The organism is Virgibacillus sp. W0181, assembly GCF_051846915.1.
GTDB lineage: Bacteria > Bacillota > Bacilli > Bacillales > Amphibacillaceae > JBPYCR01.
The window spans coordinates 14089-26911 of record NZ_JBPYCR010000006.1; the positions used below are offsets into that span (position 1 = coordinate 14089).

13 protein-coding genes and 1 other annotated feature are annotated in these 12823 nt (G+C 36.1%); all 13 genes read right to left on the minus strand.

The genetic code is table 11. The annotated features are described in order from the left end of the window. Positions 1-91: 91 nt before the first annotated feature. The 13 genes from glyS to floA all read right to left on the minus strand — a co-directional run bounded on the left by glyS (position 92) and on the right by floA (position 12812). A complete protein-coding gene (gene glyS, locus ACLIBG_RS03905) occupies positions 92-2179 on the minus strand; it encodes a glycine--tRNA ligase subunit beta (RefSeq protein ID WP_439311413.1) in 2088 nt (695 codons plus the stop codon). Continuing rightward, positions 2180-3058, minus strand: coding sequence for a glycine--tRNA ligase subunit alpha (gene glyQ / locus ACLIBG_RS03910; protein ID WP_439311522.1), 879 nt, complete (start codon positions 3056-3058; stop codon positions 2180-2182). It abuts the gene before it with no gap. Positions 3059-3119: 61 nt separating this feature from the next. Next, positions 3120-3293: a binding site (T-box leader), on the minus strand. 57 nt (positions 3294-3350) lie between these two features. Beyond that, complete coding sequence (recO, locus tag ACLIBG_RS03915) at positions 3351-4100, minus strand: DNA repair protein RecO (RefSeq protein WP_439311414.1); 750 nt, start codon at positions 4098-4100, stop codon at positions 3351-3353. A 20-nt stretch (positions 4101-4120) separates the two neighbouring features. Continuing rightward, complete coding sequence (locus ACLIBG_RS03920) at positions 4121-4243, minus strand: YqzL family protein (protein ID WP_439311523.1); 123 nt, start codon at positions 4241-4243, stop codon at positions 4121-4123. A 109-nt stretch (positions 4244-4352) separates the two neighbouring features. Next, complete coding sequence (era, locus tag ACLIBG_RS03925; protein ID WP_439311415.1) at positions 4353-5255, minus strand: GTPase Era; 903 nt, start codon at positions 5253-5255, stop codon at positions 4353-4355. Positions 5256-5423: 168 nt separating this feature from the next. After that, positions 5424-5786 (minus strand): diacylglycerol kinase, encoded by a 363-nt coding sequence (locus ACLIBG_RS03930; protein WP_439311416.1) that lies wholly within the window; start codon positions 5784-5786, stop codon positions 5424-5426. After that, entirely contained in the window at positions 5776-6240 is a 465-nt protein-coding gene (ybeY, locus tag ACLIBG_RS03935) for an rRNA maturation RNase YbeY (protein WP_439311417.1), read from the minus strand. Before ybeY ends, ACLIBG_RS03930 begins: the two co-directional genes overlap by 11 nt. Further along, positions 6240-8381 (minus strand): HD family phosphohydrolase, encoded by a 2142-nt coding sequence (locus tag ACLIBG_RS03940; RefSeq protein WP_439311418.1) that lies wholly within the window; start codon positions 8379-8381, stop codon positions 6240-6242. The genes ybeY and ACLIBG_RS03940 overlap by 1 nt, the downstream gene beginning before the upstream one ends. A gap of 51 nt (positions 8382-8432) precedes the next feature. Continuing rightward, positions 8433-9389: a PhoH family protein gene (locus tag ACLIBG_RS03945; protein ID WP_439311419.1), complete on the minus strand. Its 957-nt coding sequence runs from the start codon at positions 9387-9389 to the stop codon at positions 8433-8435. A gap of 33 nt (positions 9390-9422) precedes the next feature. Then, on the minus strand, positions 9423-10646 hold the full coding sequence (gene yqfD, locus ACLIBG_RS03950) for a sporulation protein YqfD (RefSeq protein WP_439311420.1): 1224 nt from the start codon (positions 10644-10646) through the stop codon (positions 9423-9425). Between the two features lie 25 nt (positions 10647-10671). Next, on the minus strand, positions 10672-10953 hold the full coding sequence (gene yqfC / locus ACLIBG_RS03955) for a sporulation protein YqfC (protein WP_439311421.1): 282 nt from the start codon (positions 10951-10953) through the stop codon (positions 10672-10674). Positions 10954-11246: 293 nt separating this feature from the next. Next, positions 11247-11783 carry a hypothetical protein gene (locus ACLIBG_RS03960; RefSeq protein ID WP_439311422.1) on the minus strand — a complete coding sequence of 179 codons (537 nt, stop codon included), beginning with the start codon at positions 11781-11783 and terminating at the stop codon, positions 11247-11249. 33 nt (positions 11784-11816) lie between these two features. Then, positions 11817-12812: a flotillin-like protein FloA gene (gene floA / locus ACLIBG_RS03965; RefSeq protein WP_439311423.1), complete on the minus strand. Its 996-nt coding sequence runs from the start codon at positions 12810-12812 to the stop codon at positions 11817-11819. Between the last annotated feature and the right edge of the window lie 11 nt (positions 12813-12823).

Here is a 12823-nt window from a genome sequence, read left to right on the forward strand (position 1 = left end):
TCCTGAAAAAGTAAATTTCAATCACTATTAAATGTAATAGATGGAAGAGTTTCGTCGACTTTTCCATCTATTAGTTTACTGGGAAATTTAACTAAAACTGCTGCTTCCATTCAATTAAGGATAAGTCTGCATAATTTAGTATTAAGTTAGATACATGAGTGATTAAGGCAATGCGATTGTTTTTAAGTTGGACATCATCTGCCATAACCATATTATTGTCAAAAAAGTCATGGATCGGGTCTGTCAACTCAGCTAAATAATTCAGGCCATTTTTTGCTTCTTGTTTTTCATTTGCTTTTTTGAAACGTTGTTGCACATCTTCATATTTTTCAAACAATAATTTTTCTGAAGTTGTTTTAAATAACTTTTGATTTATCTGCTCAACGCTGTCTTCTTTTTTACTCAAGTTAATGACTCGAACGAGCGCCTCTTCAACTCGCTTAAACGATGGCTCATTGCGTTTTTTCGATAAGAGAACTGCCTTATCAAGTGTATAAGATAGCTGTCCAATCGTACGATGCAATACCGCTTGGACTACATCGGTCTCTAATCCTGACTCCTTGAATAGATAGACCAATCGCTGATTAAAAAAGCTACTTAAATCGTTCGAAACTTGCTCCATATCTCTTTGCTCTATAGAACTTTCTCTATATAATTTTTGAACCGAAAGAATTAGGTCATCTAACGTAATATTCCATTTTCGATCTTTTAAAATATTTAGTATACCTATGCCTTGTCGTCTTAACCCATAGGGGTCTTGAGAGCTTGTAGGCACAAGTCCAACCGCTATACATCCTACAATTGTATCTATTTTATCAGCGATACTTACTAGTGCTCCTACTATGGTTTCTGGCAATTTATCCGTAGCGTGTATCGGTAAATAATGTTCCCTGACTGCTTGTGCTACTACCGGGTTTTCCCCGAAATGAATAGCATATTTCTCTCCCATGAAGCCTTGAAGCTCGGTAAATTCATTTACCATATTGGTCATTAAGTCAAATTTGGAAATTTCAGCCGCTCGTGCAGCCTGTTTTTCCGTCTGTTCATCTAATTGCAGTTTTTCTGATAACATATGTGTTATTTTCACTACACGCTTCACTTTATCAGCAATGGTACCGAGCTTATCTTGGAAAACAACCCGTTCCAATTTAGCTAAATAAAACGAAATCGACTCACTTTTATCTTCTTCATAAAAGAATTGAGCATCCTTTAGCCGGGCACGTAATACTTTTTCATTTCCCTTTATAACATTATCCAGATGGCGTTTATCACCATTTCTAACACCGACAAAATGAGGGAGCAGATTTCCATCTTCTGAAGCTACCGGAAAATAGCGTTGATGTTCCTTCATAGAGGTAATTAATACTTCTGATGGAAGCTTTAAAAAATCGGAAGAAAAAGTACCACAAAAAACACTAGGATATTCAACTAAATTTCGTACTTCTTGTAATAGATCCTCATCCACTGCTATGTTAAAGTTTTCTTTTTCTTCCATCGCTTTTATTTCGTTAACAATCATTTTTTGTCGTTTATCCGGACTTACAACTACAAATTGCTCTAATAGCTTCTGTTCATATTCAGCCGGATCAGTAATGTAAATTGTGCTACCGAGAAAACGATGGCCATACGTCCAGTTACTTGTCTGTACACCGGAAATTTCAAAAGGAACGATCTCGTTATCATATAATGCAACAAGCCAGCGAATAGGCCGAGCATATCGGATGCTCTTTTTTCCCCAGCGCATATTTTGCCTGAATTGGATAGATTCAATTATTTGTTTAAAATCAGGAAGCAGCTCAATTGTTTGTTTTCCCTCGATATGATTTTTTACATAAATATAGTTTGTTCCTTTTATATCTTTTAAATATATATCATTTGTCGTTTTTCCTTGTCCCTTTGTAAAGCCAATCGCAGCCTTCGTCCAGTTGCCGGCTTCATCTTTAGCTATACTAACAGATGGTCCTTTTGTTTCTTCCTCAATCGTTGTTTGCTCAGGAGCGATTTCTTTAATTAACACTGTCAGTCGTCTTGGTGTAGAATACGTTATTATTTCATGATAAGAAATCCGTAGTTCTGTTAGCCATTTTTCCGTCTTATTTAGCAGCTGTCTTTCAGCATCATCAATGAATCTCGCCGGTAATTCCTCTAGCCCAATTTCAAATAGAACATCTTTACGCATTTATTTTCCCTCCTTCTTCAGCATTGGAAACCCAAGTCTTTCTCTTTCCGCTATATATGTCTTGGAAATGTTTCTTGCTAAATTTCTGATGCGTGTAATATACCCCGTTCTTTCTGTCACAGATATAACTCCTCGAGCATCTAATAAATTAAAAGTATGTGAGCATTTTAGTACGTAATCATACGCTGGAAAAACAAGACCTTTTTCCATTGTAGATTTCGCTTCTTGCTCATATAGGGAGAATAACTCAAATAAAGTATCAACGTTGGATTCTTCAAATGTATACTTGGAATGTTCGTATTCCGGCTGCAGAAAAATATCTTTTAGTGTAATTCCACTTACCCATTCGAGATCAAATACGTTTTCCTTATCTTGAATATATGAAGCGAGTCGTTCGATTCCATATGTTAACTCAACAGCGACTGGATTCGCTTCTAGCCCTCCTATTTGCTGGAAGTAGGTGAATTGGGTGATTTCCATGCCATCAAGCCATACTTCCCATCCTAGCCCGGAAGCTCCTAATGTAGGATTTTCCCAGTTATCTTCTACAAAACGGATATCATGTTCAAGCGGATTGATTCCTAATGCTTTCAAGGAATCTAGATATAAATCCTGTATATTATCCGGAGAAGGCTTCATAATCACTTGAAATTGATGGTGCTGGTACAGTCGGTTCGGATTTTCTCCGTATCGCCCGTCATCCGGTCGCCTTGACGGTTCAACATACGCTACATTCCATGGCTCTGGCCCGAGACTGCGCAATAATGTCATTGGTGACATCGTCCCTGCACCCTTTTCAACATCATAAGCTTGCATTAAAATGCACTTTTCATCTGACCAATATTTTTGCAGTGCTAATATCATTTCTTGAATATTCATCATCAAATTACCTCCATAAACGTAATAAAAAGACCCGTCCCTATGTCTGTAGATCTACAAACATAGGGACGGGTCTTTGCCCGCGGTTCCACCCTATTTGCTTCTATAAAAGAAGCCACTTTAACCAACCGTTGCTCTGGAGTGCCCTTCTTTATCATTTCCGTACCGGCTTTCACTCTTCCGGACTCGCTTTAACGAAAAATCGATAAGTACTCTTCTCCTTCACCGCATACAAAATAGCTTGTTAGTTCAAATCGTACTGTATCTTGACTCAATTTGTCAACTGAAAGAACTATTGAAATTGATCCAGCTGGTTTAAAAACTTTTTAGACTTTAAGAGATACCCACCGTACTGCTCGTAATACACATCGAGTAACTGTCGAAAAAATTGTTCATTTTCTTTTTTAATTGAAATATTCCCGACTTTCTCCAATGCTGTAGTTTTAAAAATGGACAGCAACCTAGCTGCTCTTTCAGATATGGCTAGTGCATAAGGATCTGTTTTAGAACAGGCAGAACAAAGCAATCCACCTTCTTTAATGGAAAAAGTGTATGGCACAAGATGACCGCCACACATGCTACAAGCTTCTGTAATCGGTGCAAATCCGCCTTTTTCATACATTTTCAACTCATACATGATGATAGGAATGATTGCTTGGTCATTTTCATTTTCTTGAATCCATTTCATTGTTTGGTAATACTGGTCATATAAGAAGGCATCCGGTGATAATGTTTCCATTAATTTATCGGTTAATTCAGATATATAAGCGGCATAAGCAGTTTTAACAATATCTTCTCGTATCGAGCGAAATGAACTGATTATTTCTCCTTGCTGTATAGTACTTAATCCTTTTTTTATGTATATTAAAAACTGAGCATGTATAAATGGCTGCGTAACAGCAGCCATTCTGCTTTTTGTTTTTTTTGCACCTCTGGCTATTGCAGAAATCTTACCTGCTTTATTTGAAAATACAGTTACAATTTTATGAGTTTCACCATAATCCTGTGTTTTTAATACAATGCCCTCGATTTTTTCGAGCATATTCATTCACCTTTTTAATGCTACATTTTTGAATGGAGCGTATACACATTCTTCTCTTCAATTTTATTGCGATCATCATAAGGTTCACTTTCAAATTCTTTCAACAGTAAATAGGTTTCAATGTTTCCTGTATGAACAAACATTTTCCAAGCGTCAATCACAAGAAACCCCACCTTTCTTTTGTTGTTAAAATGTAGCTTACTAATAGAATGACCACACAGCCTAAAAAAATGAGTATTAAATTTTACCAACCTAATATTGGTCACTTCTAAAGCCGTATTGATTAAGAATATTTTGTCTGTTACGCCAATCTTTTTGAACTTTTACCCATAGTTCCAAATACACTTTTTTTTCGAGTAATTCTTCAATATCATGTCGAGCATTTTTTCCAATACTTTTTAACATACTTCCTTGCTTGCCAATAATTATTCCCTTTTGTGATTTTCTTTCTGTTACGATTGTAGCTTGGATAAAGGTTGTTTTTGCATCCCGAGCTTCTATATTCTCGATCACAACATTTAATGCATGAGGAATTTCTTCCCGTGTTAGTAGTAAGGCTTTTTCCCGAATGATTTCACTAATGATAAACCGCTCCGGATGATCTGTCACTTGATCATCTGCATAGTATTGAGGCCCATACGGTAAATGGTTTTTCAAGTAAGAAAGCAGTGTGCTGACATTATTTCCTTCCAGTGCTGAAATCGGAATAATTTCAGTAAAGTTGCATTTATTTTTATATGTTTCAATTAAAGGAAATAAATCATCGGGATGAATGAGATCAACCTTATTCATAATTAAAAAAATTGGACTTTTTACTTGCTGCAAGCGATCCAATATAAATTGATCTCCTTTTCCATACCCTTCCTTTGCATTTATCATAAATAAGACAGCATCCGCTTCATTTAAAGTATTAATGGCCAATTTTACCATAAAGTCACCTAGTCGATGCTTCGGCTTATGAATTCCAGGCGTATCGATAAAGATCATCTGCATATCTTCTTCTGTTAATATTCCATGTATTCTATTTCTTGTTGTTTGAGCTTTGTCACTGATGATGGAAACTTTTTGGCCAATCACCCGATTCATAAATGTCGATTTGCCGACATTTGGTCTTCCAACAATTGCAATAAATCCTGACTTATAGTTTGGCTTCATGGTGGTTCCTCCAAAACGTCTATTATCTATGTATGATACTATAACTAAAAACAGTTTCCACATTTTCGACAAAAGTTTCTAAAACGTTGATCATTTCTTGTTAATGTGACAAATAATACATAATTTTCCAGAATATTCCTTCGTATATGGTTGACCGTCTGGATTTCATCAAAACAGTCCGAATATTTTGGGACCGAAAATAAGTAAACCAATACACACGGCAACGAGGGCAGCAACTAAAACTGCGCTCGCAGCAATATCCTTAATTATTTTCACCAAGGGATGTATATCTGGCTTTATATAATCCATCATTCGCTCTATCGCACTATTGATAATTTCTGTAACTAATACTGCACCGCTGGCTAGCAGTAAGATTGCCCATTCAATTAAGGTCAAGCGAAGAATAATGCTGGCTAAGATAACAATAAACAAGAAAAATGTTTGTATTTTAAAGTTTCTTTCTGTTTTAAATACTTCTTTTAAACCATTCCATGCAAAGGAAAAGCCTATTGATTTCTTTTTACCGTTCAAGTTTGAAAGCACCAAGAATTTCATCTTGCTTATTGAACATAATCCGTTCATTTTCTTCACTATAATGATCATACCCCAATAAATGAAGAAAACCATGAACTGCTAAAAAGCCAATCTCTCTTTGCAATGAATGATCATACGTAATAGCTTGTTCTTTTGCCTTTTCAACTGATATAACAATATCACCCAATAATAAAGGAATATCTTTGCCGACTATGCTTACTTCACCATCCACGGAATCTTGCAAAGCAAATGAGATAACATCGGTAGGATTATCCTGCTGCCGATAGTTTCTGTTCAATTCCTGCATTTCGCGATTATCTACAAAATTGATTGAAAGCTCCGATTCGTGGGAAACCCCTTCTGTTTTACCGGCATATTCAATGATTCGCTGCAATAAATCAATATCATCTGCTGTTATAGATTTTGTTTTATCATGAAAATCGATATGCATTACTTTGCCTCCTTCATCGGATATTGGATTCGAGTATGAAAAATACCCTTTAACGTAGTACAAATCGTTTGCTCTATCGTTTTTAGTTCTTGTAAAGTAAGAGGAGTTTCATCGAGTTGTCCATCCATTAATCGGTCATCTACAATTGAAGAAACAATTTCTTCAATTTTCTCTTCTGTTGGTTCCTTCAATGATCTTACTGCGGCCTCTGCTGAATCACATATGCATATAACTGCCGCTTCTTTTGTTTGTGGCTTAGGACCCGGGTAACGATATTTTTTTTCCTTGACATTCGGATTTTTTTCTTTTTCTTTATAGTAAAAATATTTCAGTAAAGTTGTTCCATGGTGCTGAAGCGCTATATCGATAATTTCCTTAGGCATTCGATGTTTCCTCAACATTTCTGCACCGTCTTCCGGATGACTGATAATAATGTTCGCACTTTGATCAGGTGGAATACGATCGTGCGGATTTTTTATCGAAATTTGATTTTCAATAAAATAATGCGGCCGAACGGTTTTTCCAACATCGTGATAGTAAGCACCAACACGAGCTAAAAGTCCATTTGCACCAATTGCTTCACATGCAGTTTCACTTAAGTTGGCGACCATAACTGAATGATGATAGGTCCCAGGGGCTTCTGTTAAAACTTTTTTAAGTAAAGGTTGGTTTGGGCTTGCAAGAGCTATTAGCTTCATATCTGATAGTATACCCAATCCAGTTTCAAAAAATGGCAGTAAGCCTATCGTTAATATAGCTGACAGCAGGGCGGATGCAGTTGCAAAGCCCATATGGAGTAAAATATCTTGGATTGAATATTTCTCAAAAGATAGGAATAAAAAGAGCATTACAGTAATAATATTAATACTAACGATACCTATTCCCGATTTAACAATTGCTAAACGATCCTTAACATTGACTAGAAAAATTACACCTGCCAATTGTGAAAATAAAAAGTAAATTCCTGCTTCCATATTTAAAGATCCGGGTATCTCTCCGTTAAAGATCAGACTGCCCAATATAGCATATAAAATTGCTAGTACGATACTTAACCGTTCATGAATCAATTGTTTAATTAAAAGTGCGCCTGTTGCGATTGGTACAGCATAAAACAAATTACTGATTTCATTTGTGAATATGCTGACAACTTTCATTAGTGTAATAGTAATTATACTGATAAATAGAATAGAGGCAATGGTTCCTTTGTCCAGTGGTCTCTTCTTATGAATAACATTCATTTCATAAGCAATGACGCCTGTGATGAGTATAATTAACAAGCCGAGCGCTATAATGGGGTAAATATTTCTTTCTTTATCCAATAAACCAACCAGTTTCAGTTCTTCGTACATTTCGTTTGTAATGGTTTGTTCTTCTCTTACAATAGTTTGACCTGCACGTATAATTACCGGTTCCACATTACTGGCAGCTTCTTTTCGGGCTTCCATCGTTTGTTCTACATCAAAAAATGAATTCTCCACAACCGCAAATTCACTTAGGTCATGTAATACTTTCTTCATATCTTCATTTAAATTGGTATATTTAATATTTTGCTTTAATTGTTCGGTAGCACTTTGAATATTTTCTGTTCTGACACCATCTTCAAGAACTGTTTGTAAAGAGTCAATAAATATTTTCTTACCCTGTTTCCGGTCATCAGGGTTTATTTGGATGAGCTTTCTTAATGTATGTTCCTCTATCGATTCGTTTATTTCTGGGGACAATACTTGTTTTAAATGCTGAAGTTTGTCTTCATTTGTTTGTAACATGTCCGCTGTTTGTTCTACTTCATCTTTTTTTACGCTTTCCTTATCCAAGTTGGCAACTGCGTCAAACAGTTCATTTGTATATGCCAATCGTTCCTCGGTTACCTCTTCTGAAACATTATAACGATCTGCAACTGCTTGAACCGTTTCCCTTGTTTTACGCTTTGTTTCAACTTCATTTTCTATCGTAATTGGTGATTGAATCGTCTTTTTAGCTCGATTAAATCGTTCAATATCATACGTTTCGGTAAAAACATTGTTAAGTGTAATCAGAAAGAAAAAAATACCTAATAGAAGCATAGGTAAAAAAATCGTAATTATTTTTGAATTAAAAATATCTTTTTTATTAAAAAATGATTTAAACGAGCGTTTGAACATGTATACCACCCCATCACTTAACGTTGCATTCACATTAGAACGTTTTTACAGTCAAGCTTTTTCATAGGCATCAATAATACGCTGAACTAATGGATGTCTTACTACATCTGTCTGTTCCAGGTGCACAAACGAGATACCTTGTACGTTTGCCAATAATTTGTCAGCAATCCGCAATCCCGAAGTAACCCCTTTTGGTAGATCAATTTGTGTTACATCGCCTGTAACAACCATTTTTGATCCAAAACCAAGTCTAGTTAAAAACATTTTCATTTGTTCGGGAGTTGTGTTTTGTGCTTCATCCAGAATAACGAATGCATCGTCCAGTGTTCGGCCACGCATATAAGCAAGCGGTGCGATTTCAATAATTTCTTTTTCTATTAACCGAGCCGACTGTTCAACACCTAAAACGTCATGCAAAGCATCGTATAAAGGTCTTAAATAAGGATCAACCTTCTCTTTTAAATCACCGGGCAAGAACCCTAGACTCTCTCCTGCTTCCACCGCCGGCCGGGTTAGTACGATTTTTTTTGCGTGTCCATTTTTCAGAGCGCGAACAGCAAGTACAACTGCTAAATAGGTTTTTCCGGTTCCTGCAGGGCCAATACCAAAAACAAGGTCATGCAGCTTTATTGCACCTACATACTTTTTTTGACCTAAAGTTTTAACACGGATTGGTTTGCCTTTAACGTTTTTTGTGATTTCGTCTTCGAAAAGTGTTTCAAACTGATTTATTTTCCCATTTTTGGCTAATTCGATAGCATATAATACATCCTGTTCGGATATTACAATTCCTTTTTCTATGACAGTCAATAATGCATGAAGAATGACTCTAACTAATTCCCTATCCTCTTGATTACCGGATACAAGTACATTTTCTCCTCGTGTTACAATGTTCACCTTTAATTGATCTTCCATTTGTTTTAAAAATTTATCGTTATTCCCAAATAATGCGAATGCATCACTAGGATTATTAATTTGTAATTCAACTTGATGAAGGTTTGCGGGCATATTGACTCTCCTTGCATATGGTGTGACAACAATTTATTCTTTTTCATTATTGTGGTGACTTATTTTTTCTTCTTGTACAATATTTTCTAAAACACTTATATACAACTTTACCTTAACTTTACCATTCTCGATGGCTTCATGCAAAACTTTTTCAGACAAAAATTGAGCTTCAGGGCCAATCTGGAGCTGTAATTCGTTTTTTGCTTGAATAATTGCTGTTTTGATTGCTTCTTCTTTCGTACGCTTCATTTTCTTATAAATCTTTTCATGATACGTTGTTTCTACAAGGTAAAGGGGTAACTTCCATTTAAGAAAATATACTGGTGTTTCCGAAGTTTCCTGATATATATGTTTATATTCCGGTCGTCCAAACCCCCAATATGGAATTTTTAAATTTTTCATTCGAATCATTTTTTTTGTTTTATAATTACCGGTCAATTGTTCCTCGCTCGTTGTTAAAGGTGCGGAAACTTGTACCTCATACCATGTATTTGCCATTACTTCACCTTCAGCAGCTACGATTTCCTTTTTATCTTTCTCATCTTCATCATCACTGCTAAGTGTATCAATTTCTCCTGACACTAATAAATCTCCGCGTTCCACATAATCGTTAACGTTTACTTTAGCTTGTCCGTTTACAATATACATTTTGTTAATAACACCATTTTTGGCAGCAACCAAATTTCTTGGAGAATGTATTTCTCTCTTATCTACAATCTCTTTTTCCACACCTTCCAAAAATAAGGTTGTACCTTTTTTGTGAACACCAATCCATAATAAATCCGGAACATCTTTTAAAAGCTGTTGCTGAATGGCACTGGAGGAATCCATGGAATTCATCGTTGAACCACGATGAATTCCATATTCGTTCAATTGTTTACTAATTTTCTCCTCAACATCTTTCGTTACACCGGTAATTCTTACATCCCATATAATATTAGAAAGAAAGACTAAGAGTAAAACAGAAGCTAGTATAGCAAATAAAACTTCTTTCCTTTTCATATAATTTTTAAGTATAAATGGTAATCCTTTCTTGTCGATAAACGATATTTTATAGTTTGTTTTTCTCCTCGTCGATTTAAGTGCCGATACATGTTTTAAAGCTATCTTTCCTTTACATTTTGCCCTTGCTGTTTTTTGGACGTCCCACACTGGAATTCCTTGGTTAATTAAGAGTTGAAAGAATTGTTCAGGATTTTTACCGCTAACGAGGATCGTTACATAACCTGTTATCTTTTTTCCTTGTATATGTTTCATCATTTCCCCCTCTTCCCCCGGTAGACTATCGTTGTATAAATTTCACTTCTTTTATGTTACCTTCTAATAGTATTTCTTCGGGAAGCATCATTTTTATAATAAAAGCATGACCGGTTATTTGTACAAAACCATCATGTGTTCTTAGCTTTAATTCTGAATCACTATAAACGATTAGTCCTTGATGATTTTCGATATATAAATGGAGTTGACCAATTAAAGTTATTCTTGGTAGTTCCAAAACAACATCTGATGGAAGAGCGAAATATTTTGTTAATATGGGATGTAATCGATATCGCCATTTCTTCACTTACGCATCCCCCTCTCACAAATATATTTATGAACAAATGGAAAATATAAGAACTTGAAATGGAAAGAAGCATCGGATTTAAACAATATGGAATTTGGATGGTAAATTCAGAAGAAGATTATAACCATTTATTCGGTTAGCTCTAAGGTTGATATAGTGAGGAGCACACCAACATCATCATTTGTATGAAAAGCTAGAGTTATATCTGATTAAACATTAAAAAACCATCCAAATGCAGTCATTTGCTGCAAATGGATGGTTCAATTTTATAAGCAGTATAGCTTATCTTCATCTTAAAAGGATTGTCTGTCGTATATTTTTGAGCGATATGGTTTTAGTGATCGGGGACTACCGAGCACTTCTGCCATAACAATACTTTCCAATAAACCGCCTCTGTTCAACTGTCCTTTAATTTTTTTCTTAAAGTGATCGTCTTGCTTACTGTCAGATAATCTTCTATCAGTTGATTCAGGGAGTGGCTGAAAAGATTTGTGATTGTCTTGCACATCTTTGGATGCGTTGTTGCTCCGTTGACGATTCATATGACTGTTTGCATTGACTTGAGATTTAAGACGCTCTAATTGCTTTTCTCTTTGCTCTTCGGAGGTCATTGTTTCAATCGATTCCTGCATCCGTTCGTCAAGTTGCCAGTTATCACGAACTTCTTCTTGTTTAGATTGTGTTTGCGATCTTGTTTCCGGGATATTTGAAGGTCTTTGTTTACTTTGTTGTTCGCCTGTCTGTTTATTTCTAAACAAGCTAATTAGTCCACCAATAATGATGACAAACATAATGAAGTTGCTTGTAATAAACTGAAATAACTCCTCCATTTAATCCCTCCTAATCCTAAATCTTAACATCAATTAATTTTCACCGTTTTCATTGTCGTGATCTTTATCGGTCATCTTCCCGATTGTATCGCGCATATCTGTATCTGCATCGATATTTTTATAGTTCATATAGTCCATCACACCCATATTTCCAGAACGCAATGCCTCTGCCAATGCTTTTGGCACCTCTGCCTCTGCTTCCACTACGTAGGCACGCATTTCTTCAACTCGAGCGGACATTTCTTGTTCTTGTGCAACAGCCATTGCCCGTCGCTCTTCCGCTTTTGCCTGGGCAATGTTTTTATCGGCTTGTGCTTGATCCGTTTGTAAAATAGCACCGATGTTTTTCCCAATATCAACATCCGCTATATCAATCGACAATATTTCAAAAGCAGTACCGGAATCAAGACCTTTCGCCAGTACTGTATGCGAAATTGAATCCGGGTCTTCCAACACTTGCTTATGTGTTTTTGAACTACCGATCGTACTTACAACACCTTCACCTACACGTGCAATAACTGTTTCTTCACCTGCACCACCTACGAGGCGATCAATATTCGCTCTCACTGTAATCCGTGCCAAAGCTTTCACTTCTATCCCGTCCATTGCTATACCCGCAATAAAAGGTGTTTCAATCACTTTTGGGTTAACACTCATTTGCACAGCCTCAAGTACGTTACGGCCAGCAAGATCAATTGCTGCTCCACGTTCGAACGGCAGGTCGATATTAGCTCGATGGGCAGCTATTAGAGCATTAACAACTCGGTCCACATTTCCTCCAGCTAAGTAGTGACTCTCTAATTGGTTCGTGTTCACATCAAGACCTGCTTTATAAGCCTTGATTAACGGGTTAATGACTCTTGATGGAATGACTCGACGAAGACGCATCCCGACTAATGTAAACAATCCAACCTTTACACCTGCCGCAAGTGCACTAATCCACAGCATAACAGGTACAAAGGTAAATAAAACTGCTAGTGCAATTAAGATAATTGCTATAATGATTATGGGTAAGATATCTAATTCCATATTTTTTCCTC

What these genes read in the sequence shown, in the direction of transcription:
- era (WP_439311415.1), bottom strand. Translation starts at nt 5,255, where the DNA reads ATGAAGCCAAACTATAAGTCAGGATTTATTGCAATTGTTGGAAGACCA.
- ACLIBG_RS03940 (WP_439311418.1), bottom strand. Translation starts at nt 8,381, where the DNA reads ATGTTCAAACGCTCGTTTAAATCATTTTTTAATAAAAAAGATATTTTT.
- yqfD (WP_439311420.1), bottom strand. Translation starts at nt 10,646, where the DNA reads ATGAAACATATACAAGGAAAAAAGATAACAGGTTATGTAACGATCCTC.
- recO (WP_439311414.1), bottom strand. Translation starts at nt 4,100, where the DNA reads ATGCTCGAAAAAATCGAGGGCATTGTATTAAAAACACAGGATTATGGT.
- glyQ (WP_439311522.1), bottom strand. Translation starts at nt 3,058, where the DNA reads ATGAATATTCAAGAAATGATATTAGCACTGCAAAAATATTGGTCAGAT.
- floA (WP_439311423.1), bottom strand. Translation starts at nt 12,812, where the DNA reads ATGGAATTAGATATCTTACCCATAATCATTATAGCAATTATCTTAATT.
- ACLIBG_RS03945 (WP_439311419.1), bottom strand. Translation starts at nt 9,389, where the DNA reads ATGCCCGCAAACCTTCATCAAGTTGAATTACAAATTAATAATCCTAGT.
- glyS (WP_439311413.1), bottom strand. Translation starts at nt 2,179, where the DNA reads ATGCGTAAAGATGTTCTATTTGAAATTGGGCTAGAGGAATTACCGGCG.
- ACLIBG_RS03920 (WP_439311523.1), bottom strand. Translation starts at nt 4,243, where the DNA reads ATGTTTGTTCATACAGGAAACATTGAAACCTATTTACTGTTGAAAGAA.
- ACLIBG_RS03960 (WP_439311422.1), bottom strand. Translation starts at nt 11,783, where the DNA reads ATGGAGGAGTTATTTCAGTTTATTACAAGCAACTTCATTATGTTTGTC.
- ybeY (WP_439311417.1), bottom strand. Translation starts at nt 6,240, where the DNA reads ATGCATATCGATTTTCATGATAAAACAAAATCTATAACAGCAGATGAT.